General features: G+C 64.1%; 24 protein-coding genes. 11 read left to right on the top strand and 13 right to left on the bottom strand.

The features are described 5' to 3' along the window. Window positions 1–19: 19 nt before the first annotated feature. Together NLY37_RS18990 and NLY37_RS18985 are read right to left on the bottom strand one after the other, a co-directional pair. Window positions 20–862 carry an ABC transporter permease gene (locus NLY37_RS18990; protein WP_023743078.1) on the bottom strand — a complete coding sequence of 281 codons (843 nt, stop codon included), beginning with the start codon at window positions 860–862 and terminating at the stop codon, window positions 20–22. Between the two features lie 94 nt (window positions 863–956). After that, entirely contained in the window at window positions 957–2,021 is a 1,065-nt protein-coding gene (locus tag NLY37_RS18985; RefSeq protein ID WP_023698839.1) for a polyamine ABC transporter substrate-binding protein, read from the bottom strand. Window positions 2,022–2,256: 235 nt separating this feature from the next. On the opposite strand from NLY37_RS18985, the gene NLY37_RS18980 reads away from it, so the two are divergent. Genes NLY37_RS18980 through ggt form a run of 5 tightly spaced genes read left to right on the top strand, consistent with a single transcriptional unit; the run spans window position 2,257 to window position 8,810 of the window. Next, window positions 2,257–3,195: a GntR family transcriptional regulator gene (locus NLY37_RS18980; protein WP_023698838.1), complete on the top strand. Its 939-nt coding sequence runs from the start codon at window positions 2,257–2,259 to the stop codon at window positions 3,193–3,195. A gap of 10 nt (window positions 3,196–3,205) precedes the next feature. Continuing rightward, the gene (locus tag NLY37_RS18975; protein WP_023698837.1) at window positions 3,206–4,489 is read left to right on the top strand and encodes a glycosyltransferase; all 1,284 of its coding nucleotides are present in this window, start codon (window positions 3,206–3,208) and stop codon (window positions 4,487–4,489) included. 6 nt (window positions 4,490–4,495) lie between these two features. Further along, complete coding sequence (locus tag NLY37_RS18970; RefSeq protein WP_023698836.1) at window positions 4,496–5,878, top strand: glutamine synthetase family protein; 1,383 nt, start codon at window positions 4,496–4,498, stop codon at window positions 5,876–5,878. 2 nt (window positions 5,879–5,880) lie between these two features. Further along, window positions 5,881–7,182, top strand: a complete 1,302-nt coding sequence (locus NLY37_RS18965) for an NAD(P)/FAD-dependent oxidoreductase (RefSeq protein WP_023743079.1) — start codon at window positions 5,881–5,883, stop codon at window positions 7,180–7,182. Window positions 7,183–7,223: 41 nt separating this feature from the next. Then, the gene (gene ggt, locus NLY37_RS18960; RefSeq protein WP_023743080.1) at window positions 7,224–8,810 is read left to right on the top strand and encodes a gamma-glutamyltransferase; all 1,587 of its coding nucleotides are present in this window, start codon (window positions 7,224–7,226) and stop codon (window positions 8,808–8,810) included. A 22-nt stretch (window positions 8,811–8,832) separates the two neighbouring features. Here the strand turns inward: ggt and NLY37_RS18955 are convergent, their stop codons facing one another. From NLY37_RS18955 to NLY37_RS18935, 5 genes are all read right to left on the bottom strand, one after another. Beyond that, window positions 8,833–8,997 carry a hypothetical protein gene (locus NLY37_RS18955; RefSeq protein WP_023701459.1) on the bottom strand — a complete coding sequence of 55 codons (165 nt, stop codon included), beginning with the start codon at window positions 8,995–8,997 and terminating at the stop codon, window positions 8,833–8,835. Then, a complete protein-coding gene (locus NLY37_RS18950) occupies window positions 8,994–10,049 on the bottom strand; it encodes an ABC transporter ATP-binding protein (protein WP_023743081.1) in 1,056 nt (351 codons plus the stop codon). Before NLY37_RS18950 ends, NLY37_RS18955 begins: the two co-directional genes overlap by 4 nt. A gap of 11 nt (window positions 10,050–10,060) precedes the next feature. Continuing rightward, on the bottom strand, window positions 10,061–10,894 hold the full coding sequence (locus NLY37_RS18945) for a carbohydrate ABC transporter permease (RefSeq protein ID WP_031196887.1): 834 nt from the start codon (window positions 10,892–10,894) through the stop codon (window positions 10,061–10,063). Window positions 10,895–10,904: 10 nt separating this feature from the next. Then, on the bottom strand, window positions 10,905–11,834 hold the full coding sequence (locus NLY37_RS18940) for a carbohydrate ABC transporter permease (RefSeq protein WP_155922446.1): 930 nt from the start codon (window positions 11,832–11,834) through the stop codon (window positions 10,905–10,907). 67 nt (window positions 11,835–11,901) lie between these two features. Then, window positions 11,902–13,215 carry an ABC transporter substrate-binding protein gene (locus tag NLY37_RS18935; protein WP_023743083.1) on the bottom strand — a complete coding sequence of 438 codons (1,314 nt, stop codon included), beginning with the start codon at window positions 13,213–13,215 and terminating at the stop codon, window positions 11,902–11,904. Between the two features lie 237 nt (window positions 13,216–13,452). On the opposite strand from NLY37_RS18935, the gene NLY37_RS18930 reads away from it, so the two are divergent. The 5 genes from NLY37_RS18930 to NLY37_RS18910 are packed head-to-tail and all read left to right on the top strand — an operon-like array spanning window position 13,453 to window position 18,490. After that, entirely contained in the window at window positions 13,453–14,130 is a 678-nt protein-coding gene (locus NLY37_RS18930; protein ID WP_023743084.1) for a beta/alpha barrel domain-containing protein, read from the top strand. Next, window positions 14,130–15,587, top strand: a complete 1,458-nt coding sequence (locus tag NLY37_RS18925; RefSeq protein ID WP_023743085.1) for a xylulokinase — start codon at window positions 14,130–14,132, stop codon at window positions 15,585–15,587. The genes NLY37_RS18930 and NLY37_RS18925 overlap by 1 nt, the downstream gene beginning before the upstream one ends. 14 nt (window positions 15,588–15,601) lie before the next feature. Continuing rightward, complete coding sequence (locus NLY37_RS18920; RefSeq protein WP_084559036.1) at window positions 15,602–16,894, top strand: iron-containing alcohol dehydrogenase; 1,293 nt, start codon at window positions 15,602–15,604, stop codon at window positions 16,892–16,894. Window positions 16,895–16,901: 7 nt separating this feature from the next. After that, window positions 16,902–17,705, top strand: coding sequence for an HAD-IIB family hydrolase (locus NLY37_RS18915; RefSeq protein WP_023743086.1), 804 nt, complete (start codon window positions 16,902–16,904; stop codon window positions 17,703–17,705). Between the two features lie 2 nt (window positions 17,706–17,707). Further along, entirely contained in the window at window positions 17,708–18,490 is a 783-nt protein-coding gene (locus NLY37_RS18910) for a DeoR/GlpR family DNA-binding transcription regulator (protein ID WP_023743087.1), read from the top strand. 10 nt (window positions 18,491–18,500) lie between these two features. On the opposite strand, the gene NLY37_RS18905 is transcribed toward NLY37_RS18910, so the two are convergent. From NLY37_RS18905 to NLY37_RS18880, 6 genes are all read right to left on the bottom strand, one after another. Next, window positions 18,501–19,010: an L-2-amino-thiazoline-4-carboxylic acid hydrolase gene (locus NLY37_RS18905; RefSeq protein ID WP_023743088.1), complete on the bottom strand. Its 510-nt coding sequence runs from the start codon at window positions 19,008–19,010 to the stop codon at window positions 18,501–18,503. Beyond that, entirely contained in the window at window positions 19,007–19,792 is a 786-nt protein-coding gene (locus NLY37_RS18900; RefSeq protein ID WP_286440123.1) for an ATP-binding cassette domain-containing protein, read from the bottom strand. The genes NLY37_RS18905 and NLY37_RS18900 overlap by 4 nt, the downstream gene beginning before the upstream one ends. Beyond that, on the bottom strand, window positions 19,789–20,799 hold the full coding sequence (locus tag NLY37_RS18895; RefSeq protein ID WP_023743089.1) for an ABC transporter ATP-binding protein: 1,011 nt from the start codon (window positions 20,797–20,799) through the stop codon (window positions 19,789–19,791). The genes NLY37_RS18900 and NLY37_RS18895 overlap by 4 nt, the downstream gene beginning before the upstream one ends. After that, window positions 20,796–21,626 (bottom strand): ABC transporter permease, encoded by an 831-nt coding sequence (locus NLY37_RS18890; protein ID WP_023743090.1) that lies wholly within the window; start codon window positions 21,624–21,626, stop codon window positions 20,796–20,798. The genes NLY37_RS18895 and NLY37_RS18890 overlap by 4 nt, the downstream gene beginning before the upstream one ends. Next, complete coding sequence (locus NLY37_RS18885; RefSeq protein ID WP_023743091.1) at window positions 21,623–22,609, bottom strand: ABC transporter permease; 987 nt, start codon at window positions 22,607–22,609, stop codon at window positions 21,623–21,625. The genes NLY37_RS18890 and NLY37_RS18885 overlap by 4 nt, the downstream gene beginning before the upstream one ends. Before the next feature lie 269 nt (window positions 22,610–22,878). Further along, window positions 22,879–24,483 carry an ABC transporter substrate-binding protein gene (locus NLY37_RS18880; protein WP_031246549.1) on the bottom strand — a complete coding sequence of 535 codons (1,605 nt, stop codon included), beginning with the start codon at window positions 24,481–24,483 and terminating at the stop codon, window positions 22,879–22,881. A 362-nt stretch (window positions 24,484–24,845) separates the two neighbouring features. Here NLY37_RS18880 and NLY37_RS18875 point away from each other — a divergent pair, with 362 nt between their 5' ends. Beyond that, a complete protein-coding gene (locus tag NLY37_RS18875; RefSeq protein WP_286440122.1) occupies window positions 24,846–26,036 on the top strand; it encodes a M24 family metallopeptidase in 1,191 nt (396 codons plus the stop codon). Window positions 26,037–26,137: the final 101 nt, after the last annotated feature.

Raw genomic sequence — 26,137 nt, 5'->3', positions numbered from 1 at the left:
GGCAAGAATTGCGCGGCGCTCAGCCATAGGCGTCACCCCTTGCCTCAGCCGCACGCCCCGCGGCGCGGTCGGCGGCGAGCGCCTGCGCCATCAGCACCAGAAGCATGATGGCGATCAGCGCCATGGCGAGCGCTGCGCCGAACGGCCAGTCATTAGCAGTCAGGAACTGGTCGTAGACGAGGTTGCCGATCATCTGGAAGCGGCCGCCACCGAGCAGCGCCGGGGTGACAAAATTGCCGATCGACAGCACAAAGACGAAGACAGCACCCGCAGCGATGCCGGGCACGGTCAGCGGCAGGATGACACGTCGGAAGGTGGTGGCAGCGGAGGCGCCGAGATCGCGCGATGCCTCGGCCAGTTCCGGGTTGAGGCGCGACAGCGGCGCGTAGCAGGCGAGGATGACGAAGGGCAGATAGTTGTAGACGAGGCCTGCGATGACCGCGCCTTCGGTATAGAGCATCGAGGGCGACTCGCCGGTGTAGCCGAACCAGCGCAAGAGCTGGGTGATCAGCCCTTCGCGGTTCAGCAGCACGATCCAGGCATAGGTGCGGATCAGGTAATTGGACCAGAACGGCAGCACGGCGAAGAACAGGAACACCGGCTGCCACCGGCGTGGTGCGGCGGCAATTGCATAGGCCGCGGCATAGCCGATCACGACTGCGATGAGCGTCGTGGTACCGGCGATACGTGCTGAGTTGAGGAAGATGCCGGCATAGAGCGGGTCGAAGACCAACCCGAAATTTTCCAGCGTCAAAGTGTAGTCGATGCCGCCATAGACGCCGCGCCGGAAGAAGGCGAGCGCCAGCACCAGGGCGCATGGGATAACCATCAGCGCGGTCAGCCAGACCAGCGCCGGGGCCATCAGCAGAGAGGAACGAAGTCGGGTCTGGGACAATTTCGCGGGTACCGCTCAGGGCCGGCGGCAGAAGTGCTGCCGGCCGTGAAGTCTGCGCCGCTTACTGCGCGGCCTTGATCTCGCTGACGATCTTGGAATAGTCGCGCTGGGCTTCGCCGACGTCACGCAACTGCTCGAACTTGACGAGATCGGCCACCGGCATCGCCATGTTGGGGAATTTGGCCAGGAAGTCGGCCGGCAGGCTTTCCATCGCCGGCTTGTTCGGCACCTTGTAGTCGATGTTCTGCGCCGCCCAGGCGTGGTTCTTGGCGTCGAGCATGAAGTTGATGAACTTGAAGGCGTCGTCCTTGTGCTCGGACGCCTTCATCACCACCATCGTGTCGACCCACAGGTCCGAACCTTCTTTAGGGATGACGTATTTGATCTCCGGCTTGTCGGCGATGCCGTAATTGCACCAGCCGTCCCAGGCCTGCACCATCAGCGCCTCGCCGGAAACCAGCTTGGAATAGAAGGTGGTGTCGTCATAGGCGAGCAGGGTCTTCTTGGCGGAGATCAGGAGGTCCTTGACCTCGGCCATCTTGGCCGGGTCGGTCTCGTTGACCGAATAGCCCTTGTCGAGCTGCCCGGCGGCCAGCAGCCAGCGATCGGTCGCCAGCATGGTGGTCTTGCCCTTCATCTCGTCGGAAGGGGCGAGCAGGTCGCTCCAGCTCGTGGGCGCCGTCTTGACAAGGTCAGAGCGGTAGCAGAGGCCCGTCGTGCCCCAGGTGTAAGGCACGGAGAAAGCGTTGCCGGCATCGTGCGGCAGCTTGGTCGCTTCGGGATAGAGGTTGGCGAGGTTGGGGATCTTGGCATGGTCGATCGGCTCGGTCAGGCCAAGCTTGTTTAATACTTCGGCGAAGGGCGAGGAGACGAAGACCACGTCATAGCCCTTGCCGCCGGCGGCAATCAGCTTGCCCATGATCTCTTCATTGGTGGCGTGCACCACCACTTCGCCGGCAACGCCGGTGGCGGTCTTGAAAGCGGCCATGGCGTCGGGTGCCATGTACCCATCCCAGTTCGAAATAACGAGGTCGGCTGCGGCGGCCGGCCCCGAGAGCGTCAGGGCGAGACCGAGAGCGATTGAGGATGTATTGAGCGCACGGCGCCGCAGGCTGGTAGCGGTCATGGCAGTCTCCCATTCGGTTTGATCGTCGAAATCATTTGCCGGACCAAGGCCGGCGACGCGCGCGCCTGCCTCGATCCTGTTCCCTCGGTCTTTTCTCGCCGATTGTGCCGACAGTACTATTGCAGAAAAAAGTACGTCAATCCATAATCTGTCAACCGACGGAGGAATTTGGCCGATTGTCCCTGTTCCGGCGATCAGCCAGACCAATGCGCCACATTCGCATTCGAGAAAAGTCATGCAAGCCGTAGCCAGACGACCTCGCACCAACCATCTCGATCTGGCGCAGCGCATCCTGGATGTGGCGCGGCAGCGTGGCTTCGAGCCTGGCGCCCGCCTGCCCGAACAGCAGATCGCCTCGCTGTGCAATGTCTCGCGCACGCCCGTACGCGCCGCACTCGGCCTGCTCGCGGAACGGGGCGTGGTGCGCTGGGAGGCCGACAGCGGTTATCATCTGACGGTCGACCTCGCCGCCCAGCCCGCCATTGCCGCCGAACTACCCAGTGCGGAGGAAGACGAGCTCGCCGAAGCCATCCTGCGCGACCGCTCGGCGCGACGGTTGGACCAGACGGTGACCATCGCGGGGCTGATGCGACGCTACGACGCTGATCGCAAGACGGTACTAAAAGCACTTAACAAACTGACCGACGAGAATCTTCTGGATCGTGCGCCTGGGCAATCCTGGTTGTTTCGCCGCGCGCCGGACGATCCGGAGGCGCAAGGCGAAAGCTACGAGTTCCGCCTGGTGCTGGAGCCGGCGGCCATCCTGACGCCAGGCTTTCGGCTGGACGGGGCGCGGGCAGCAATGTTGCGGCAAGGCATGGAAGCGCTTGCAGCGCTGCCGGACGAGACATTCGACACGCGCGAGTTCCAGCGGCTGGACATGGATTTTCATGGCATGATCGCCGAGGGCTGCGCCAACCGTTTTGTGTCGGATGCATTGGCCGATCATCTCCGCCTGCGCCGGCTGCCGGGCATCTATTCCGGCGTCAACGTGTTTCGGCTGCGGCAATCGTTGCGCGAACACTCGGGCATACTCGACTATCTTGAAAGCCGGCAGTATGAGGTGGCTGCCGATCTGCTTCGCATCCACCTGCGGCTCTCCCGCAGCCAGCGACCGCAAGCAGCCAGCCGCGGAGCTCCCGCACTGTTCAGCATGATCAGCCGGCCGGATTGAAGAGGAATAATTGACGCGTAAAGCCAGCCCGACCATCGCGCTGTTTCCCGAAGCCAGTTTCGGCGCCGCGTTGAATTGCGTCGGTATCGCACAGGCATTGCGCGCACGGGGCGCTCGCCCCGTCTTCATCTGCCATGCCGGCTTCTCCGGCGTCTTTACCGACTATGGCTTCCAGGAATACCATCTGCCGACGGATGAGCCGCTGAGCGACAGCGACCGCCAGAGCTATTGGCAGGCCTTCGTGCGCCGGCACCTGCCGCATTTCCGGCTGAGCCCGATCGACCAGCTCGAGACCTATGTCGCGCCGACCTGGCAAGCGATCGTCGACACCGCCGTCAACGCCGAGGCGCCGCTGCGCCAATTGCTGGCGCGGCTGAAGCCGGACGCGGTGGTGCTCGACAACGTCATCATGTTCCCGGCGATCGCCGCCGCCGGCTGCCCGTGGGTGCGCGTCGTCTCCTGTGCCGAGACGGAACTGCCGGATGCCGAGGTGCCGCCCTATCTCTCGGGGATGGGTGCCGACGACCCGCAACGTGCGGCGTTCGAAGCGCGCTATCTCGCGGCCTCCGCACCCGCGCATGAGCGCTTCAACCGTTTTCGTGCGGATGCCGGCCTGGCGCCGTTGCCCAAGGGCCTGTTCCTCGAGACATCACCCGACCTCAATCTGCTGCTGACGCCAGCGATCGTACGGCGTGAGCGGGCCGAGCCGCTCGACCCCAAACGCTTTGTCTATCTCGAAGGCTGCGTGCGTTCGGAAGGGCCATTCGAGGTGCCGGTGTTTCCGCGCAATGGCGGCCCGCTGGTCTATGTCAGCTTCGGCAGCCTCGGCGCGATGGATGTCGGGCTGATCGAGCGCATGCTCGCCGTCTTCGACAGGCTGCCGGCGCGCTTCATCGTCAATGCCGGCGGCCTGCGCGACGCCTATCGCGCGGTGCCGGACAATGTCTATCTCGACGCCTGGTTTCCGCAGCCTTCGGTGGTGGCGAAGTCGGACCTGTTCATCCACCATGGCGGCAACAACAGCTTTTGCGAGGCGCTGCGCTTCGGCGTGCCGTCGCTGATCATGCCCTATTGCTGGGACGGTCACGACAATGCGCAACGCGCGGGAGAGACAGGTGTCGGCGACCATATCGGCCGGGACGCCTGGACGGAAGGGGGATTGGAGAGAGCCATTCTCGGCCTGCTGGCCGACGATGCGATGCGCGCCCGCCTCAGGGACAATGCTGCCAAGATGGCGCTGACCCCTGGAACGGATGTGGCCGCGCAAGCCATACTCTCTCTCATAGGTACGTGAACCAAAATGCAGGACAAAAATACCAACACCGCTCTCTTCACCGGCAACGATCCCAAGGCCTGGCTCGCCCAGCACGGCATCACGGAGGTCGAGTGCCTGGTGCCCGACATGAATGGCGTGCTGCGCGGCAAGGCGCTGCCGACGGTGAAATTCCTCAAGGCGCTGGAAGACCGCGCACTCTACCTGCCGAGCAGCGCTTTCCTGGTCAGCATCGATGGCCGCTACTCCGGTTCCATCGACGAAGGCTTTGCCTATCAAGACCCGGATATGCGCATGGTGCCTGATATGTCGACGCTGTGCCTGGCGCCGGGCGGTGGCGTCGGCAAAGCCTATGTCTTCGCCGACGCCTTCCACATGCAAGGCAAGCCCTGGATGGCCTCGCCACGACATGTGCTGCGCGCCGTGCTCGATCTCTACCGGAAGCGCGGTTGGCGCGCGGTGGTGGCGCCGGAAATCGAATTCTATCTGACCGCGCCCAATCCGAATCCCGACCAGCCGCTGACGGCACCGGTTGGCGCCAATGGCCGCGCCGAGGGCTCGCAGCATCCCTATGACATGGTGGCGCTGGAAGAATTCGAGCCGGTGATAAGGCGCGTCTATGATTATGCCGCAGCCGCCGGCCTGCCGCTCGACACGCTGATCCATGAGTCCGGCACCGCGCAGCTGGAGATCAATCTCTTGCACGGCGACGCGGTGCCGCTCGCCGACCAGGTGCTGCTGTTCAAGCGGCTGACTCGCCAAGCGGCGCAACAGAGCGGCATGCACGCGACCTTCATGGCCAAGCCGATCGCGGCGCAGGCGGGAAGCTCGATGCATCTGCACATGTCTGTCGTCGATGAAACGACAGGCGCCGCGCTGTTTGCCGACAGAGATGATGCAGACACCGAAATGTTCGGCCATTTCATCGGCGGCCTGCAGAGATATGTGCCCGAGATCATGCCGCTGTTCGCACCCAACGTGAACTCGTTCCGCCGCATCCGGCCGAACCACAGCGCACCGGCCAACATCGAATGGTCGCATGACAACCGCTCTTGCGGCCTGCGCGTGCCGGCAGGTGGCCGCGCCGCCCGGCGGGTAGAGAACCGCTTGCCGGGAGCGGATTGCAATCCCTATCTGGCGATCGCCGGTTCGCTGCTTGCCGGCTATCTCGGCGTCGAGCAGAAGCTGGCGCGCTCGGCTGAGGCCTCGGGCAATGCCTACAAGATCAAAAGCACGCTGCCGAAAACGATGGAGGAGGCGCTTGATCGTTTCATTGCTTGCGAGCCGGTGCGGGCATTGCTCGGCGAGGATTTTTTCCAGACCTATCTGCGCGTCAAGAGCGTCGAACTCGACCTGTTCCAAAGCGTGGTGACGAGTTGGGAACGCGACCATTTGCTGCTGAAGGTGTGATCATGGCCTCCGGCTCAACGGGTTTCAATTCGGGCCTCGATATCGGCAAATCCTACTATGTCGCCACCGCCAATCCGGCGCCGGACCATCCGGCGCTGGTGGGAGATGTCGGCGCCGATCTGGTGGTGGTCGGCGGCGGCTGCACCGGCCTGTCGGCCGCCCTTCATGCCGCCGAGCGCGGCCTGAAGGTGGTGCTGCTCGAAGGCGGCAAGATCGGCTGGGGCGCGTCGGGCCGCAATGGCGGCCAGATGATCCCCGGCCTGCGCAAAGGCGCCAAGGGGCTGGTCAAGCTCTACGGCCCCGAGCGGGCGAAGGCGCTGTTCGACCTCGCCTTCGAGGCGCGGGGCCTGGTGCTCGACATCATCGAGCGCCACACCATCGACTGCGATCTGCGGCTGACCGGCCATCTCGTCGGTGCCGTTAATGGCTCCGACCTCAGGGATCTCGAAGACGAGGCCAAATGCCTCGAGAGCGTGATGAAGTTCCACGACGTCGAGATCCTGTCGGCGGCGCAGGCACGCGGCAAGGTGGACACGCCCTATCATGGCGCCATGTATGAGCCGCTTGGCGGCCATATGCATCCGCTGAACTACACGCTCGGCCTTGCCCGTGCCGCCGTGGCGGCCGGTGTCGTCATCCATGAAAATTCCGTCGCGGTAAAGCTGGAGCGCGAGCCTTCGATCCGGGTCTCGACGGCGCAGGGGTCGGTAAGGGCCAAACATGTCGTGCTGGCCGGCGACGCGTTGCTGCATGGGCTGGAGCCGCGCGTCAACAGCCGCATCATGCCGGTCGGCAACTACATCGTCGCCACCGAACCGCTGGAGGGCAAACACAATGTCATCCCGGCCAATGTCGCGGTGTCCGACACGCGCTTCGTCGTCAACTACTACCGCATGTCGGCGGACGGTCGGCTGCTGTTCGGCGGCGGCGAGCGGTACACGCCATCGCCGCCGGCCGACATTGCCGGCTTCGTGCGGCCGCACATGGAGGCCACCTTCCTGCAATTGAAGGGCTGCCGCATCGATCATGCCTGGGGCGGCCTGGTGTCGGTGACCACGTCGCGGCTGCCGCATGTCGGGCACTATGGCGAGGTCTATTTCGCGCATGGCTATTCCGGCAAGGGCGTCATCCTGTCAACGCTGTCGGGCAAGCTCTTGGCCGAAGCGATTACGGGCGACGCCTCGCGGCTGGACCTGTTCTCGACGCTGACGCCGATGCCGTTCCCGGGCGGTACGGCGCTGCGGGGCCCGCTCTATGTGCTGGGGATGTTGTGGTACGCCATGCGCGACCGCATCAAGCATTGAAGGCTGCGGCCGGCGGGCGCGAAATCATTGGAGGCGATTGCATGCGTGATTTTCAGTCCCCCGGACGCTCGCCAGTTCGCGCGACAGAAGCGATGGCGGCGACATCGCATCCGCTGGCGACGCTGGCCGCCATCGACATGCTGCGCTCCGGCGGCAATGCCATGGATGCCGCTGTGTGCGCTGCGGCGGTGCAAGGCGTCGTCGAGCCGCAATCGACCGGCATCGGCGGCGACTGTTTTGTGCTCTACAGTCCCAAAGGCGAGGGCGATGTTCTCGCTTTCAACGGCTCGGGGCGTTCGCCCGCTGCGGCAACCGCCGAATGGTATCTGGAGCGGGGGCATTGCGAACTGCCTGCGGCCGGACCGCATGCCGTCACCATACCAGGCGCCATCGATGCATGGTGCCGGCTACTCGAGGACCACGGAAAAAAGGGCATCGACGCCGCGCTGGCGCCAGCCATTCGCTATGCCGAACAAGGCTATGTCGTTCATGATCGCGTCGCCTTCGACTGGGCCGACGAGGTCGCCCTGCTCTCAGCCGATGAACATGCCGCGCGCATATTCCTGCCCGAGGGAAGGGCGCCGCAAGCCGGCGATGTGCATCGGCAGCCGCACTTGGCGGACACCTTGCGCATCATCGCCAACCGAGGCCGTGCAGGGTTTTATGAAGGTGAAGTCGCGGACGATCTGGTGGAACGTCTTCGCGCGCTGGGCGGGCTGCATGCATTGGAGGATTTCGCCGAGACCCAAGGCGACTACGTCACGTCGGTGAATACGTCCTATCGCGGCTACGATATCCATCAGATGCCACCGAACAATCAGGGCATGACGGCGCTGATCATGCTGAATGTGCTTTCGGGCTTCAGCCTTGGTTCGTTGGAGCCGAACAGTGCCCAGCGGCTGCATCTCGAGATCGAAGCCGGCCGGCTTGCCTACCAGGACCGCGATACTTTCATCGGCGACCAGGATTTCGTCCAGGTCCCCGTCGAACAACTGCTGTCGGCAGCTTATGCGGAGCGGCTGCGCGCCGCCATCGATCCGGCCCTCGCCATGACGCATCTGCCGCGGCTTGAGCTGCCGCGCAGCGACACCGTCTATATCTCCGTGGTCGACCGCGACCGCAATGCAGTCAGCTTCATCAACTCGACCTTCGGTTCCTTCGGCAGCGGCGTCGTCGGTCCCAAGACAGGCGTCGTGCTGCAGAATCGCGGCAGCAGTTTTCGCCTCACGGAAGGCCATCCAAATCGTATCGCGCCGCGAAAGCGACCGATGCACACCATCATGCCTGGCATGGCGACGCGAGGGGGTAAGGTGGTGATGCCGTTCGGGGTGATGGGCGGCGGCTACCAGCCGTTCGGCCATGTCCATCTGTTGACCAACATGATCGATTTCGGGATGGACCCGCAGCAGGCACTGGATGCGCCACGGGTGTTCTACAAGGACAATGCCGTGCTGGCCGAGCGCGGGATTCCGGCTGAGGCGATCGCCGGCCTGCGTCAGCGCGGTCATCAGGTTTCGATCGCCGAGGAGCCGCATGGCGGCGGCCAGCTGGTGCTGATCGATTGGGAAAAGGGCACGCTCACCGGTGCCTCCGATCCTCGCAAGGACGGTTGTGCGCTGGGCTACTGATCTGCGTTGCTGGAATGCGCATTCAGAACCAGATCAGCCAGACAAGCTGCAGGGTTACCAGTGCAATGGCGTCCCAGAAGATGAGTTCGCCTGTCGAGAACCAGCGCCGCGACCGGTTGAAGCTGTAGAACAGCCACCAGACCAAGGCTGCGGCGGCCAGCGGCACCAAAGCGAGCAGCGTGCTCACGGCAGCCGCGCTCCCGACACAGCATCGAATGTGTGCAGCGCTGCCGGCGGAAAGCGTAGATAAAGCGGCTGGCCGGGATCGAAAGCGCGATCGTCATTCACGGTCCTGACGATCAGCGCGTTGGCCTCGCTATTGGCGAAGATCAGCACGTCCGGCTCGACCGGTTCGACGACGTCGACGGCAAACAGGATGGCGTCGCCGGCAGTCGCGTCGACAAGCTGGATCTGCTCCGGGCGAATGCCGAGCACGATGGGACCATCAGGCTTTCCCGGAAGCGGGCAAGTGAAACCGCTGGCGTGGAAGACGCCGGCGCGGACATCGCCATCGAACGTGTTCATCGCTGGACGGCCGATGAATTCGGCGATGAAGCGATTGGCAGGCCGCCGATAGATCTCGCGCGGGTCGTCGTACTGGATCAGTGCGCCTTCGCGCAATACCGCGACCCTGGTCGCCAGCGTCATCGCCTCTTCCTGGTCGTGGGTGACGAAGACGAAGGTCTTTTTCAGCTCGCGATGCAGACGCTTCAGCTCGGTGCGCATGTGGAGCCGCAACAAGGCGTCGAGATTGGACAGCGGCTCGTCCATCAGACAGAGGCTCGGCTGCCAGACGAGTGCGCGGGCCACAGCCACGCGCTGCGCTTGGCCGCCCGACAATTGCGAAGGGCGGCGGTCGAGGTAGCGGGTTATTTCCAAGAGTTCGGCCATGGCGCGCACGCAGCGGTCGAGCTCGGCGGCCGGCATTTTTCGGATGCGCAAGGGATAGGCGATGTTCTCGTAGACGCTCTTATGGCTGTAGAGCGCATAGTTCTGGAACACCATGCCCATGCCGCGCAGGCGCGGCGGCAGGTCGGTGACATCGCGACCCTCGACCATGATGCGGCCGGCCGTGGGACGTTCAAGGCCGGCAAGCAGCCGGCAGGCTGTCGTCTTGCCGGAACCAGAGGGCCCGAGCAGAACCAGGAATTCGCCGGGCTCGAAAGCAAGATCGAGCGCCTGCAGCGCCACCGTCCCGTCGGGGAAAGCCTTGGTGACGCCGTCGAAAACAATTGCCATGCGAGATCCCTTCAACCCTTGACCGCGCCGAAGGTGAGGCCGCGCACGAGCTGTTTCTGGACAAGGAAAGTGAAAAGCACGATCGGCAGCGTCGCCACGATGGCGACCGCCGCGACTTGGCCCCATAGCGTGCCATGCGGCGTCACCAGCCCCGGTATGCCGACGGTCAGCGGCCGCCCGTCGAAGGCGACGAGTATGAAGGCATAGAGGAACTCGTTCCACGACAGGATGAAGCAGAGCACCGCTGTGGCGCCCATGCCGGGTGCGGCCAGCGGCGCGACGACGAAGAAGAATGCGCCGAGCCGCGAGCGGCCGTCCATCATCGCGGCTTCGTCGATCTCCCTGGGGATTTCGGCGAAGAAGCCGCGCATCATCCAGACGACGAGCGACAGGTTGAAGGAGGTGTGGGCGATCACCACGGCGTAGATGGTGTCGATCAGGCCAAGCGAGGTGAAGAACAGGAACAGCGGCACGGCGATCGAGATCGGCGGCGCCATGCGCGTGGTCAGGAAGAAGAAGAACAGGTCTTCCTTGCCGGGGAAATTGGAGCGGGCAAAGCCATAGGCAGCCGGCGCGCCGATGACGATGCAGAGCACCGTAGACGACACCGAGATCAGCACCGAGTTGATTGCCAGCGGCCAGTATTCCTTGTCGATGAAGACGGCGGGATAGTTGGCAAGCGTCGGTGAAAAAATCCATTTCGGCACAGAAGACAGAAGATCGACGCGGTTCTTGAACGACGCCAGCACCATCCAGACGTAAGGCGTCAGCGCGACCACGACGGCGACGAGCAACACCGACCAGGCAAAGCTTTTCCAGGCGCGGTTGGTGGACTGATCGATCATCGCCGCGCCCTCAAAACGCCGCCGCCTGCTTGCGGCTCGACCAGTAGACGGCCTTGTAAAAGACGGAGCACAGGATCAGCACGACGAGATAGATCATGAAGGCGACCGCGGCGCCGTAGCCGAGGTCCCAGTTGCGGAAGTTGACGCGGTAGGCATAGATCGACACCAGTTCGGTCAGCGTTCCGGGACCGCCGCCGGTCATCAGGAAAACCTTGTCGAACTCCTTGAAGGCATCGATGCCGCGCAGCAATAGCACCAGCGCGATGACGGGCCGCAGCAGCGGCAGCATGACATCGCGAAAGATCTGAAACGGTTTTGCGCCATCCATCATCGCCGCCTCGAACGGCGCGCGCGGCAGGCTCATCATGCCGGCGAGCATGATCAGGGTGACGAAAGGCGTCCACTGCCAGACATCGATGGCGACGATGGTCGGAAACACCAGGTCGGGTGCCGAAAGCACCGCCGAATTCTGCGCCAGCAGGCCGACCTTGCGCATGTAGAAGGTGAGCATGCCGAAATCGCCCTGCAACAGCAGCCGCCAGATCAGCCCGACGGCGACCGGCGCAATCATCATCGGGATGAGCAGCAGTGTGGTGAGAAGCCGCTGGCTGGCGACGAAGCGGAAGATCAGGAAGGCCAGCGCAAAGCCGAGCAGGAATTCCAGGCCGACGGCGATGATGACGAATTTCAGCGTCAGCAGGAACGATGCCCAGAAGAATGGGTCGTTGCGCATCAGCTTGCGGAAATTGTCGAAACCGACGAAGGCGCCGGCATGGCTGGCGTCGGCGAAGCTGAGGTCGGTCAGCGCGGTGTAGACCATGTAGTAGAACGGGCCGACCAGGAAGACGACGACGAGCAGCGTCGCCGGCAGCATCAAGAGCGGCCCCACCCCACGGTCGAGAAGCGGCATTCCGCGCGGCGATGGAGTGCGGTTCGTCACGGGCGTTTCCTGCGGACAAGAACGGCTACCCGCTTGTGCGGGTAGCCTCTGCGCGACATCTCAAGGCCTATCGTGCCGGATAGGTCATGGGTGCGCAAGAACCGAGCAGTGTCGAGATGTCGGTGGCGGCGGTGTCGAGGGCGGCCTGCGCCTCCTTTTCGCCGGCGAGGTAGGATGACAGTTCGCGCACCAGTATGTCGGTCATCTCGGCCGATTGCGGCAGCGTCGCCTTCGGCACCGCATGCTCGTTGGCCTCCATCGACGCCTTGGCGTAGGGCAGTTTCTGCACCTCCGCCGAGGCATAGACATCGGGCCGGCCCGAGGCGCCGCCATTGAGATGCTCCTCGAGCTGGCGGTCATAGCCCATCATCCACTGGACGAAGAGGAAGGCGGCCTGCTGGTTCTTCGAATAGACCGGGATCAGATAGGTCCAGCCCTCGACCTGGCCGATCTTGCCGCCGTCGCCTTGCGGCACGAGATCGAAGCCAACCTTGCCGACCACGGTGGAGGCCGTGGTGTCGACCGATACGGCATAGGTTGCGTCGTTCCACATGATCAGCTCGGCGACCTTGGCTTGCTGCATCAGCGCCATGACATCATCCCAGAAATAGTTGAGGCTGTCCGGCGGCGAGAATTGCAGCAGGCTCTTGTAATATTCGAGCGAGGCGACGGCCTTGGGGCTGTTGACGATGACCGGGCCGCAGGCCGAGCCGCTCTTCACGTCGAGCACGTCGCCGCCGAAGGAATAAAGGAAGTTGAGCCACTCATACCACAGCGCCTCGTGGCGCTTGCCCTGCAGGGCGGTGCCGTAAAAGCCCTGGTCGGGGCGATAGAACCATTCGGCGATATCGCGATATTGCTTCCAGTCCTTGGCGGGAGCGAGGTCGTAGCCATACTTGGCCTTGAAGCCTGCCTGCTCCTTGGGATCGGCGAGCAGGTCCGAGCGATACCACATGAACATGTTGAGCACTGTGAAGGGGAAGCCGTACTCCTTGCCGTCATACCAGGAGATTTCGTGCCAGGCGGTCTGGTAGAGCTGCTTCTCCGGCTCGAAGCTCGGATCGCGCAAAGCCGGGTCGGCCATCATCTTGGCGATTTCGACCAGATGGTTGTTGGTGGCGAACTTGCCGAGTTCGCGATGCGGCTGGATGATGACGTCGTAGCGGCCGCGGTGCGAGTTGAGATCGAGCTGCACCTTGTTGACGGCTTCCGAGTGCTCGTACATCTCGACTTCGACATGGATGCCGGTCTGTTTTTCAAACTCCGGCGCCATCTTCTTCAGCGCTTCGAGCGGCGGCAGCGCCTCGCCGACCATGCGGATGGTCTGGCCGCTATAGGGTTTCGACGCCTCTTTCAGATCCCACGCGGCCGCTTGTGTCACTTGCCACGTCAGGGGCCACACAAATACGGCTGCGATGAGCAGTCTGGACGCAGTACGTCTCAGCGGCTTGAGCATTCTTCCCTCTCCCTAGAAGTCGTGCCTGGCGGGCTGGCGCCCGTTCTGTCATAAAATGTGTGGTACTGCAAATCAAAATGTGGCACCTTGCAACAAATGGCTGGGAGGTGTTAACAGACCGGCAGCAAACCGGCTTTCCCGACCAGGCGAGGGACCTTTCGGATGGACTTCATCTTCATGCTGACGCGCAACGATCGCACGGTCGAGGACTGTCTCGACCTGGTCGAATTGATTGAGCCGGTCGGCCTGAAGCATGTCGGCTTCAAGGATATTGGCGTCGCGCCGGATGTGCTGCGCAAGCTCGCTGTCGCCATTGGCCGGACAGGCGCCACCACTTACATGGAAGTTGTCTCGACGACGGCTGAGGCCTGCCTTAATTCCGCGCGCATCGCCAGGGATCTCGGCGTCCGGCGCCTGCTCGGCGGAACCCAGGTCGACGAGATCATGGCGTTGCTGGAGGGGAGCGGCACCGAATACTACCCTTTTCCGGGTCGGCCGGTCGGCCATCCGACCAAGCTCGGCGGTTCGGCCGAGGATGTCGAGGCCGACTGCCGCGCCTTCGCCGAGAAGGGTTGTGCGGGATGCGACATCCTCGCCTATCGCGCCACCGAGGCCGACCCGGCCGAACTGGTGCGCGCAGCCCGGCGCGGGCTTGGTCCGTCGCGGCATCTGATCGTCGCCGGCGCTGTGGCATCAGCCGATCGGATCAAGGCAATCAAGCTGGCCGGCGCCAACGCTTTTACCATTGGCACAGCGGTTTTCGATGGCTCCTATTCGCCGACGAAAGGTTCTATCCTCTCGCAACTGCGGGATGTCCTCGCGGATTGCGAGCGTGTCTAATGCCAGTCATCGGCATCGATCTCGGCACACAAAGCCTAAAGGCGATCGTTGTCGATGACGAATTGCGGCTGCGTGGCGAGGCCGCTGTGTTGTACCAGCCGGCCTTCCCGGCGCCCGGCTGGGCCGAACAGAACCCGGCGCTGTGGCTGGCGGCGCTCAAGCCGGCCATTGCCGGCGCGCTCGACAAGGCTGGGCTTGCGCCGTCCGACATCAAGGGTATTGCCATTGCCGGCCAGCTCGACGGCTGCGTCGCGGTCGATGGCAATGGTGAGGCGCTGGCTCCGTGCATCATCTGGATGGACCGGCGGGCGGCAGGAGAGATCGCCGGCATCGATCCGGACTTCATCCGTGAGCGCACCGGTCTCGTTCTGGACGCCACTCATATGGCGGCGAAAATCCGCTGGGCCGCGCGCAACCTGCCCGAAGCGCGCCGGGTGGCGCTCTGGCATCAACCGGTATCGTTCGTGGTCGCGGCGCTGTGCGGTCGTGCCGTCATCGATCACGCGCTGGCCTCGACGACCATGCTCTATGGGCTGAAGGAGCACAACTATGCCGGCGATCTGCTGGCGGCCTTCGACATCGATGCAGACAAATTGCCCGGCATCGACGATGCATCTGAGATCGCCGGCGCCTTGACCCACGCCGGCGCCGAGCTCACCGGTCTTCCTGTGGGCACGCCGCTGGCGGTCGGCACCGGCGATGATTTTTCGGCCGCCATAGGCGCCGGGGTTGTAGTGCCCGGTGTCGTCGCCTGCAATCTCGGCACGGCCGAAGTGGTCGGCGCGGTGTCCGGCACGCTTCGCCTCGACCCCGGCGGCCTGGTCGAGACCCATGGCTTTCTCGGCGACGGCTATTTCATCTCCAATCCCGGATGGCTCTCGGGCGGCGCGGTGACGTGGTTTCTAACAACCTTCGGCGTCGATTCGCCGGCGGCGATGTCGGAACTGGCGGCGACGGTGGTTGCCGGCAGCGACGATTTGCTGTTCTTGCCCGCGTTGTCCGGTGCCATGGCGCCGCGCTGGATCGCCGAAGCGCGTGCCGCTTTCTACGGCCTGACATCCTTCCACGGCAAAGCCGCTTGTGCCCGTGCCGTGCTGGAGGGCTGTGCCTTTGCCATGCGCGACGTGGTCGACCGGCTGGACGATCTCGATATCGCGACGGATCGCATCCGGCTCTCAGGCGGTGGCGCGCGCAGCCGGGTATGGGCGCAAATCCGTGCCGATGTCAGCGGCAGGCCGGTCGAGATCGCGGGTGCGGCCGATGCCTCGCCGATCGGTGCGGCAATCCTTGCCGCCGCAGCCATCGGCCTTACCTCCTCAGTGCAGCAGGCGGCTGAAAGGCTGGCCGGCCACATCGAGACGATCGACCCTGATCCTTCCGCCAAGGCCGCCTACGACAGAAGTTACCGCCGGTATCGCACCTTGTTCGATGCCCTGACCCCGCTTCATGCTGACTGACCGGACTGCATCCTATGTCCAGACAAATGCTCGATCGCCTGATTGCCGGCACGCTGCCTGACCCGGATAGCCAGGGAATGCTGTCGGTGCCGCTGAAGACCATCGTCATAGGGCGCGGTCTCGGCGATGAAGCCGATGCGCTGGTCAAGCCGCTGCCGCTCGGCCGCAGGCTCGCCGTTGTCATGGATCCCGACACAAGGCTGGCTCTCGGCGAGAGAGTGTCGATTGCGCTGCGCGGCTCCAGCGATGTCGACAAGATCATCCTGCCGCGCCATCCGCATCCCGACATGGACACCGTGCGATCGGTGATCGCCCGCACGAAAGACGCCAGCGGTCTGGTCGCGGTCGGATCGGGCTCGATCAATGACATCACCAAATATGCCGCCCATCTGACCCAAAAGCCCTATGCGGTGTTCGGCACCGCGCCGTCGATGAACGGCTACACCTCGGTGTCTGCGGCAATCACAGAGGACGGCCTGAAGAAATCGCTGACGGCGAGCCTGCCGGTCGGCGTCTTCCTCGATCTCGATGTCATGGCGCGGGCGCCGCACCGGCTGATCGCTGCCGGCTTCGGCGATTCGATGGCGCGGCCGACCGCGCAGACCGATTGGCTGATGGCGCATCTGTTGCTCGGCACGCCCTACAGGCAGGCGCCGTTCATGCTTCTGGCCGAGGACGAGAAGGCGCTCATCGCCAAGGCCGGCGAACTCGGGACCGGCGACCTTGAGGCGATGGAAGTGCTGGTGCGCACGCTGGTCATGTCCGGTCTCGGCATGACACTGTGCGGCGGCTCTTATCCGGCCAGCCAGGGCGAACATCTGATCGCCCACTATATCGACATGCGGGGCCAGGGATTGCCCGAAGCGCATCACGGCGAGCACATAGCGGTGACGACGTTGACGATGGCGCGGCTGCAGGAACGCGTGCTGGCGCTGCGGGAGCTGCAGCTCGCGCCCTCCGCCGATACGCCAGACCGCTTCATCGAAATCTTCGGCGAAACGCTCGGACGTTCCTGCTGGGCGGCATTCAAGCCCAAGCTGCTGGACCGCGAACGGGCGGACGCTGTCAACACCATGCTGGCCAGGCAGTGGCGCTCGCATCGCGAAAGGCTGCTGCGGGTGGCACGCCCGGCGCGCGAGATCGCGGCAGCACTGCGTGCCGCCGGCGCCCCAACCACGCCGCAAGAGGTCGCCATACCGGCTGGCTTCTACGACGAGGCGGTCGCCAATGCGCGGCTGATCCGCGACAGGTTCACCATGCTCGACGTCGCTGCTGCGTCGCTCGAAACGGTTGCGGCGGGAGCCTGAGCGGGTGCTGCGTCCGCTCACCGACTTCACCGCGCCGGACCGGCGCAACATCGCTGTCGTGCTGACCGACATAGACGACACCTTGACCGACAAGGGACGGCTGCCGGCAAAAGCCTATGCGGCGCTCGAGCGGCTGAAGCAGGCCGGCTTCCTTGTCGCGCCGGTGACCGGCCGCCCTGCCGGCTGGTGCGACCTGATCGCGCGGCAATGGCCGGTCGATGGCGTGATCGGCGAGAACGGCGCTTTCTATTTCCGCTATGACGGCACTGCCAAGCGCATCGTTCGTCACTATGCCAGGAGTGCCGGCGAAAGGCAGGCTGACGCGGCGCGCCTGCGCGAGATCGAACGCGCCGTGCTCGCGGAAATTCCGGGTGCGGCGGTCGCCGCTGACCAGGCCTATCGCGAAGCCGATTTGGCGATCGATTTTCGCGAGGATGTCGCGCCGCTGCCCAAATCTGAAGTGCTGAAGATCGTCGCTATCTTTCAGCGCTATGGAGCGGCGGCGAAAATCTCGTCCATCCATGTCAATGGCTGGTTCGGCAAATACGACAAACTGTCAACAAGCCGGCTATTCTTGCGCGACTGTTTTGGTATAGACATAGACCACGACAAGGACAGCATTGTCTTCGTCGGCGATAGTCCAAACGATGCGCCAATGTTCGGCTTCTTCCCCAACAGCGTCGGTGTCGCTAATGTGCTGGACTTCGCCGGCGAACTTCCGGCATCTCCTGCCTTCGTCACAAGCGGGCGCGGCGCGCAAGGGTTTGCCGAGCTTGCCGACGCACTGATTGCTGCAAAGGGAATGGAATAATCATGGATCAGGGCCGACTGACGAAGAAGGAGCGGCACGCGCTTATCCTTTCGGAAGTGCGCCGGTCGGCGTCCATCCGCATCTCCAAACTTGCACGGCGCATCGGCGTCGCCGGCGAGACCATCCGCCGCGATCTTATCGAACTCGGCGATGCCGGGCTGATCAACCGCACCTATGGCGGTGCGACGATCTCGCTGGTGACATCAGAGCCGGTGATTTCGGAGCGCGGCCTGACCCTGGTCGAGGAGCGCGCCCGCATCGGCCGCGGCGCAGCGGGCCTGGTCCAGAAGGGCCAGATCGTGATGATCGATGGCGGTTCGACCACTTATGAGGTGGCGCGCAACCTTTCGCAGCTGAAGCGCGACCTGACCATCATCACCAATTCCACCGGCGTGGCCTCGGTGGCCGGCGCCAATCCGACCTTCCGCGTGCTGCTTTGCCCCGGGACCTATGACAGCCGCGAAGGCAGCGTGCTTGGCGAAGACACCGTCGAGTTCCTGCGCCGCTACAATGCCGACGTCGCCATTATCGGGGCATCGGGGATAAGCGCCGATGGTCCGAGCGACATGATCTCGGGCGCCGCAGCCGTTAAACGCGCAATGATATCGCGTTCACTGTCGACGGTGCTGGTGGTGACCCACGACAAGTTTGGCCGCAGCAGTCTGGAACGCATCTGCGGGCTCAATGACATTGCCGATATCGTCACCGACAGCGAACCGAAGGCCGACCTGCGCACTGCTGCCGAACAGGCGGGCACGGAGCTGCATGTGTTTGCCGCCGACTGATCAGCATTGGCTATCCGGCGGCATCCCGGTTGGTCAGCGCGATGTGGCAGCAGCCGGGGCCGTGGCCCGGCGTCCAGGTGACATTGTCGAAGCGCACGCCCGTTGCCTTGAACAGACCACGGTCGAAAGCGCCGGCGATGCGGCAGAGCGTGGCGAGTTTTTCATCACCGACACCGGCCTCGACCCAGGCGTCCTTCAGCGGACAACGCTTCACCTTGAAGGCGATGTGGTCCGGCCCGCGCTCGACATCGGCCGGATACATCAGGCCGCCATCCGGGCTGACGGCCAAAAATGCCTCGCCGATGGCCGGCGCGTCGTTAGGTCCGAAACGGGCGAAGGCGGCCGCCGCCACCTCCTTGCCGCGCTGCTCGATGATGCGGATCATGATCGCCTCGGCCTTTTCCGCGCCGAGTTCGCCGGTCAGCTCGTCGAGAAACAGGCGGTAGAGATCGGCGCGGTTACGGAAGGCGGAATCGAGTTCGCGCGAGAGTTTTTCGGCTCTGGCTTCTGGTTCGGTCATGGTACTTGCCTGCTGCTTCTGTCCAATCTTGGCGCCGCCGCAACCAGCGCCTTGCCAATTGCCGACTGCGGCGCGTCGATAACGTTGCGGGCGTCGCCGCTCTCGGCGATCCGCCCGGCATCGAGAAGAACGACGCGGTGGGCGATGGCCCGTACGACGCCGAGATCATGCGAAATGAAGAGATAGGCGATCCGTTCCCTGGCTTGCAGGTCGAGCAGCAACGCAAGGATCTGTCCGCGGACCGAAACGTCGAGCGCCGACACCGCCTCGTCGAGCACGATCAGCGACGGTTTGGTCGCGATGGCGCGGGCGATGGCGACGCGCTGGCGCTGGCCGCCGGAGATTTCGTGAATGGCGCGCGGGGCGAGATCGGCTGCCAGCCCGACGCGATCCAGCAAGGCAGCAATGCGGGCCGGCCTCTCGGCGCGGGAAGCGATGGCATGGATGCGCAAGGGATCGTCAAGCACGCGAGCCACCGTGGCGCGCGGGTTGAACGCGGCGAGCGGATCCTGGAACACCATTTGCAGGCGCGCGCGCTTGGTGCGCAGGGCCGCACCCTTCAAGAGCAGAAAGTCGTCGCCTTCGAACTGGACGGTGCCGGCGTCGGGCTCGATCAACCTAAGCACTAGCCGCGCGATCGTCGACTTGCCGCTGCCGGAGCGCCCGGCCAGCGCCAGCGTCTCGCCGGGTTCGATGGCGAAGGAGACACCGTCGACGGCCGCGATGGCCTTGCCGCCACGACGGTATCGCTTGGTAAGACCGGAGACGGTGAGCAAGTTCATGCCGGCGCCCGTCGTAGCAGCGGATCGGCGTCGAGGCCGAGATGGGCGTCGAGCAGCGTTCGCGTATAGGCATGGCGCGGGGCGTTTATGATTTGCTCCGTCGGGCCGAGTTCGATCAGTTCGGCGTTCCGGAATACAGCGATACGCTCTGCGAGTTCGGCGGCCAGCGCGATGTCGTGGCTGATGAACAGCAGCGTCATGCCGTCCTCCGCCACCAGTTGCCGAATGAGGCTGACGATTTCGGCTTGCACAATGGTGTCCAGCGCGCTGGTCGCCTCATCGGCGATCAGCAGTTTCGGACCGGCTGCAATGGCTGCGGCAATAGCAACGCGCTGCTTCTGGCCGCCGGAGAGCTGGTGCGGGAAAGCACGCATGGCGGTTTGTGGGTCGGGCAGCCGGACACGTTGGAGCAGGGTTTTGGCTTTGGCGTAGGCTTGCGGCCAGTCGAGGCCGAGGTGGGTGCAGGCGACTTCGGCGATCTGTTTGCCGACGGTCATGACGGGGTCGAGGCTGGCGGAGGGGTCCTGGAAGACGAAACCAATGTCGCGGCCGGGAAGGGGGAGCGTGCTGGGCTCGGTTAATTTGAGAGGTCGGCGTTCCGTCACACCCCCCTCTGTCCTGCCGGACATCTCCCCCGCAAGGGGGGAGATTGCTCTCTCATCTCCGCCTTCGCCAACCACGAACGTTGCAGAAGGGAAGCCGTCGGCAAAGCTGCTGATCTCCCCCCTTGCGGGGGAGATGTCCGGCAGGACAGAGGGGGGTGCCTTGACGCCTGCCTCTCCTGTAGATCTCAGGAACCAATCGATCCTTCCCTTAACCTTGGCTGACCCCGGCAGCAGTCCAGCCACCGCCAGCGCCAGCGTGCTCTTGCCCGAACCGCTTCCGCCAATGATCGCCAGCCGCTCGCCGGCAATAACATCCAGGCTGACCCCCTTCAGCGCCGTCACCTCGCTGCCATCTCGCCGATAGCGCACCGACAGATCGCGTATCTCAGCCAGTGCGGTCACGACAGGCTCCTCCGCACCGCCGTCGTCTCCACCACGCATTCGCCGGCGAGATAGATACCGAGCACGGTCAGTACCAGGGCAATGCCCGGAACGATCGACAGAAAGGGTGCGGTGCGCAGCACAGTGCGGCCCTCGGCGATCATGCCGCCCCAGGTGACGCGATTGGGGTCGCCGAGGCCGAGGAAGGACAGCGCTGCCTCGGTGAGGATCGCGGCCGCCACGATCACCGAGGACAAGGCCAGCACCGGCGGCAACGCGTTGGGCAACACCTCGCGAAAAGCGATCTCAAGCGGATGCATGCCGATGACGCGAGCGCCGGCGACGTAATCGCGTTCGCGGATCGACAGCACTTCGGCGCGCGCCACACGCGCCGGCCCGGTCCAGGCGCCGAGCGCTATTGCCGCGACGACGATGCCGAGCGACGGACCGACGACGCTGACGAAGGCCAGCGCCAGCAGGAAACTCGGCACGGTCTGGAAGGCATCGGTGATGCGCATCAGCACCTCGTCGACAAGGCCGCCGGCAAAGCCGGCCAGCGTGCCGACGACCGCGCCGACGAAGAGTGCCGCCGCCGCCGCCGCCAGGCCGACCGCCAGCGAGGTGCGGGCGCCGTGGAACAGTTCGGCCAGCACGTCACGGCCGAGCCGGTCGGTGCCGAGCGGCAGCGACCAGTCCTGGAACGGCGGCAGCAGTGCTGGTCCGGCAATGGCCTGCGGGTCGCCGGGGAAGAGCAGCGACGCAAACAGCGCCATGGCGAACAGAAGCGCCAGGATGATCGCGCCGGCGACCGCTTCCGGCCGGCGCAGGAACCGCGGCAGCGCGCTCACGCGCTGGCCTCACTGGCGCCGACGCGCGGGTCGAGGAAGGCGTAGGCGATGTCGACTGCAAGGTTGATGGCAATGACGAGGACGGCGCTGGTGAGGATGATGCCGAGCAGCAGCGGCGTGTCGCGCGAGGCGACCGCTTCCTGCGCCAGCCGGCCGAGCCCGGGCACGGCAAAGACGCTTTCGATGACGACGCTGCCGCCCAGCATCTGCGCCGATTGCAGGCCGAGCATGGTGACCAGCGGCAAGAGCGCGTTGCGGGCGACATGGGCGAGCACGATGCGGCGGCGTGACAGCCCCCTGGCGCGGACGGCGAGTACAAAATCCTGCCGCCACGCCTCGGCCATGCCGGCGCGCATCATGCGCAGATAGAGCGCGAGATAGATGAAGCCGAGCGCGGAAACCGGCAGGACGAGGTGGACGGCGATGTCGGTGGCGCGGTCAAAACCGGTCTTGTCCGAGGCCAGGCTCTCGATGCCGCCGATCGGCAGCCAGCGCAGGTCGACGGCAAAGACGACGATCAGCACCAGGCCAAGCCAGAAACCCGGCACGGCATAAAGCGCCAGCGAGCCGATCGACAGGAAGCGGTCGCGAAAGCTGCCGGGTCTGGCGCCGGCGTAGATGCCGAGCGCCGAGCCCAAACCGAAGGAGAGCGCGGTGGCGGTCACCATCAGGAGCAGTGTCGTCGGCAGGCGTTCCAGGATGACATCGCGAATTGGCCGCGAGAAGGTAACGGACTGGCCGAGGTCGAAATGCAGCAGCGCCCAGAGATAGTTCGCGAGCCGTGTCAGCTCGGACTGGTCGAGGCCCCAGCGATGACGCAGCAATTCGATCATGCCGGCGTCGCCGCCGGTCGAGACGATGTAGGCGTCGACCGCGTCACCGGGGGCAGCTTCCAGGAGGAGGAATGTGCCGATGATGACGATCAGCAGCACGAAGATGCTGCCGACGAGGCGACGGCGGATGAGGGTGAGGGCGCGGGTCATGGGAAAGGCATAGCGCTACGCCAGTCGGGAGAGGTGCGGTGTCTAGGCACCCCCCTCTGTCCTGCCGGACATCTCCCCCGCAAGGGGGAGATTGGATGTCGCCTCTGCCTTCGCCAGTCTTCGATGCCGAATGTACGCGACAGCGAAGCTGCTGATCTCCCCCCTTGCGGGGGAGATGTCCGGCAGGACAGAGGGGGGTGTGACGAAACGCGGCCCTACGCCATGCCTTCACACCAATTTCTTTGCGAACTTTCATCCGCGCAAATGTGTCACGATTCCAGATACGTGTCCGCCCAGTTCGAAACCGCCCAGCGCGGGTTGTTGGCGATGTTCCCCACCGTCTCGCGCGCGACGCTGATGAAGCTCCATTCGGCGACGTTGATCAGCGGCAGGTCCGCCGCGACCTGTTTCTGGAATTCCTTGTAGAGGTCGGTGCGCGCTGACGTATCCAGCGTCTCCGAAGCCTTGGCGATCAGCGCGTCGAGCGCGGCGTTCTTGTAGCCGCCCTGGTTGGAGAACGGCACGCCGTCGGGAATGCCGCTCTGCACCAGGATGGTGGTCGAGATCGCCGGGTCGCCGCGGAACACCGGCGGGCCGACGGCGAGGTCGAAGGCGTGGTCGGTGTAGACGGCCTTGATGTGCGCGGCCGAGTCGTTGTTGACGATCACGGCGTCGATGCCGATTGCCGCCAGCGCCTGGCGCAGATAGTCGCCGAACTGCTTGGTCTCGTTGAAATAGGGTGCCGGCAGGAGTTTCAGCGCAAAACGCTTGCCGTCATCGGCGCGCTTGTACCCCGCGTCGTCGAGCAATGCGTTGGCCTTGGCGACGTCGAATGGATAGATCGGCACGTCGGCAGTGTAGAATTGCGGATCGTTCTTCGGCACCGGGCCGGTGGCGGTGGCGGCATAGCCGAGGAACACCGTCTTGACGACGAAGTCCTTGTCGATGGCATGCGCGATCGCCTGGCGGACCTTCACGTCGGCCAGTTCCTTGCGGCGATGGTTGATCTCGACGACGAGCTGATAGGTCAGCCCCTCATAGCCCTTGGAGATCACCTTCAGGCCCGGCACCTTGGAGATGCGGTCGAGGTCGGCCAGGGGCACGGCGGAGAAGGCGGCGAGCTGGATCTCTTCGGCCTCGAGCGCCGCTGCAGCCGACGTGCGGTCGGGTAGCACCTGGTAGATGATCTCGTCGAGATACGGCTCGTCCTTGGCCCAGTAATCCGCATTCCTGGTCAGCTTGTAATACTGGCCGGCCTTGTATTCGCCGAACTTGAACGGCCCGGTGCCGATGGGTGCATTGTTGGCCGGGTTGTCCTCGATCTTGCCGACCTCGTAGATGTGCTTCGGCACCACGCTTGACAGCGCCGGCAGCGCGTTGCGGATCAACTGGAACGGCGTTGGCTTGGCGAATTTGAAGACGGCGGTCAGATCGTCAGGGGTGTCGACTCTGGCCAGATCCTTGAACACGGTGCGGCCGAGATTTTGCAGCGGTTTCCAGATCTGCAGCGCGGAGAAGGCGACGTCGGCCGAGGTGAACGGCTCGCCGTCATGCCACTTGACGCCGTCGCGCAGTTTGAAGGTCACCGACAGCCCATCGGCAGCACCTTCCCAGGAGAGCGCAAGGCGGGGTTCCAGTCCGTCCTTGCCTTCGAACGAGGCTTCGGCCAGCGTTTCGACGATCTTGCTGGAGATGAAGAAGACGCCGTTGGAGGCGACGATGGCCGGATTGAGGTTGCGCGGCTCGGAATCGGCGGCAAGCACGAGGCGGCCGCCCTTCTTCGGCGTCTGCGCCCAGCTGAATGTGGGCATGGCGGTGGAGGCCAGCAGTAAAACTGAGCCGACAAGCAGCGTGCGTCTGGAAATATCCGACATGATCAACCTCCGTCCTCTCCGCGACCAGATGGGCGCACCCCTCGAAGCTGGCGGCACCCGCCAGCATCCTCGCGGCGATTATGGCCCTTGCCAAGGGTTTCGCCAGAGACGGAATTGGCGCATCTTTGCTTGGCTTTGAAATTTTCGTCCGCTGGACCAGTTTAGAGGTGGCCCTTTCATTCTGGTATTCTGGTAGGACCAGATTGCCTTAGTGTGCAGCAATGACGAGTGGTGACAGCCTGCCGAAGCAATCTAACCTGTTTCTGGCTGGACCAGAGTTAACGAAATGGTGCAGATTTGATCGAAGCCAAGGGATTGGACGCAGTACGGCCGGCGATCCCACTGATATCAGGGAGAGAAAGATGAACATCGCCCCGGGCAAGAGCGCCGTCAGCAATATCCCGTTCGATCAGGCGAGGGTCGACCGGCTGATGGAAGAGGCCGGCATCGATGTTCTGCTCGCGACCTCCAAGCACAACACGCAGTATCTGCTTGGCGGCTACAAGTTCATCTTCTTTGCCGCCATGGATGCGATCGGCCATAGCCGTTACCTGCCTATCGTCCTCTATGAAAAGGGCGGGCCCGATCATGCCGCCTATATCGGCAACCGCATGGAAGGCGCCGAGCACCAGAACAACCCATTCTGGACGCCGACGCTGCATGCCGCCTGCTGGGGCACGCTCGATGCTGCCAATCTTGCGGTTGAGCACATCAGCAAGATCGGCAAGGCAGGCGCCCGCATCGGCATCGAGCCGGCCTTCCTGCCGTCGGACGCCTATGCGCTGATCCGCAGGGCGTTACCGGATGCCAGGCTGATCGACGCGACCGGCATGCTGGAGAGCATGCGCGCCATCAAGACGGACGCCGAGCTGGAAAAGCTGCGTATTGCCTCCGAGCTAATCACGGATTCCATGCTGGCGACCATCCAGTGGGCGCATGAAGGCACGACCAAGGCGGAGATCATCGAGCAGCTGCGGCGTGAGGAAACCAATCGCGGCGCGCATTTCGAATATTGCCTGCTGACGTTGGGCGCCAGCCACAACCGCGCGGCGTCACTGCAGGCTTGGAAAAAGGGCGAAGTGCTGTCGATCGATTCCGGCGGCAATTATCACGGCTATATTGGCGATCTCTGCCGCATGGGCATTCTGGGCGAACCGGATGCCGAACTGGAAGATCTGTTGGCCGAGGTCGAGACAGTGCAGCAGGCGGCGTTCTCGAAGGTGAGCGCAGGCACCGTCGGCGGCGATATGATTTCGCATGCCGAGGGCGTGCTGAAGGCCTCCAAGGTCGCGCCCTACACGGATTTCTTCGCCCACGGCATGGGGCTGATCACGCATGAGGCTCCGTTCCTGATGACCAACCATCCGGTGACCTATGAAGGCACCTATGCCGCCAAGCCGCTCGAGACAAACATGGTGCTGTCGGTGGAGACGACCATGCTTCACCCGACGCGGGGGTTCATCAAGTTGGAGGACACGTTGGCGGTGACGGATACGGGATATGTGATGTTTGGGGATCGGGCGCGGGGCTGGAATAGAGGTGGGGCTTTATAGAACGAAGGCCGGCGCCGCCCCTCATCCGCCTGCCGGCACCTTCTCCCCGTAGAACGGGGAGAAGAAGGCAGCTCGGGCGATTGGCGAAATCGCCGATGAAA

Origin of the sequence: Mesorhizobium sp. C395A, from assembly GCF_030323205.1 — a bacterium.
Taxonomy (GTDB): Bacteria; Pseudomonadota; Alphaproteobacteria; order Rhizobiales; family Rhizobiaceae; genus Mesorhizobium.
Note: the sequence above shows the minus strand (reverse complement) of the source record. Positions and strands in the feature narration are given on the sequence as shown.

Excerpts from the sequence above, each read along its gene's own strand:
- NLY37_RS18990 (WP_023743078.1), bottom strand. The coding sequence starts at position 862 with ATGGCCCCGGCGCTGGTCTGGCTGACCGCGCTGATGGTTATCCCATGC.
- NLY37_RS18985 (WP_023698839.1), bottom strand. The coding sequence starts at position 2,021 with ATGACCGCTACCAGCCTGCGGCGCCGTGCGCTCAATACATCCTCAATC.
- NLY37_RS18980 (WP_023698838.1), top strand. The coding sequence starts at position 2,257 with ATGCAAGCCGTAGCCAGACGACCTCGCACCAACCATCTCGATCTGGCG.
- NLY37_RS18970 (WP_023698836.1), top strand. The coding sequence starts at position 4,496 with ATGCAGGACAAAAATACCAACACCGCTCTCTTCACCGGCAACGATCCC.
- NLY37_RS18965 (WP_023743079.1), top strand. The coding sequence starts at position 5,881 with ATGGCCTCCGGCTCAACGGGTTTCAATTCGGGCCTCGATATCGGCAAA.
- ggt (WP_023743080.1), top strand. The coding sequence starts at position 7,224 with ATGCGTGATTTTCAGTCCCCCGGACGCTCGCCAGTTCGCGCGACAGAA.
- NLY37_RS18950 (WP_023743081.1), bottom strand. The coding sequence starts at position 10,049 with ATGGCAATTGTTTTCGACGGCGTCACCAAGGCTTTCCCCGACGGGACG.
- NLY37_RS18945 (WP_031196887.1), bottom strand. The coding sequence starts at position 10,894 with ATGATCGATCAGTCCACCAACCGCGCCTGGAAAAGCTTTGCCTGGTCG.
- NLY37_RS18930 (WP_023743084.1), top strand. The coding sequence starts at position 13,453 with ATGGACTTCATCTTCATGCTGACGCGCAACGATCGCACGGTCGAGGAC.
- NLY37_RS18925 (WP_023743085.1), top strand. The coding sequence starts at position 14,130 with ATGCCAGTCATCGGCATCGATCTCGGCACACAAAGCCTAAAGGCGATC.
- NLY37_RS18920 (WP_084559036.1), top strand. The coding sequence starts at position 15,602 with ATGTCCAGACAAATGCTCGATCGCCTGATTGCCGGCACGCTGCCTGAC.
- NLY37_RS18910 (WP_023743087.1), top strand. The coding sequence starts at position 17,708 with ATGGATCAGGGCCGACTGACGAAGAAGGAGCGGCACGCGCTTATCCTT.
- NLY37_RS18905 (WP_023743088.1), bottom strand. The coding sequence starts at position 19,010 with ATGACCGAACCAGAAGCCAGAGCCGAAAAACTCTCGCGCGAACTCGAT.
- NLY37_RS18900 (WP_286440123.1), bottom strand. The coding sequence starts at position 19,792 with ATGAACTTGCTCACCGTCTCCGGTCTTACCAAGCGATACCGTCGTGGC.
- NLY37_RS18885 (WP_023743091.1), bottom strand. The coding sequence starts at position 22,609 with ATGACCCGCGCCCTCACCCTCATCCGCCGTCGCCTCGTCGGCAGCATC.
- NLY37_RS18880 (WP_031246549.1), bottom strand. The coding sequence starts at position 24,483 with ATGTCGGATATTTCCAGACGCACGCTGCTTGTCGGCTCAGTTTTACTG.
- NLY37_RS18875 (WP_286440122.1), top strand. The coding sequence starts at position 24,846 with ATGAACATCGCCCCGGGCAAGAGCGCCGTCAGCAATATCCCGTTCGAT.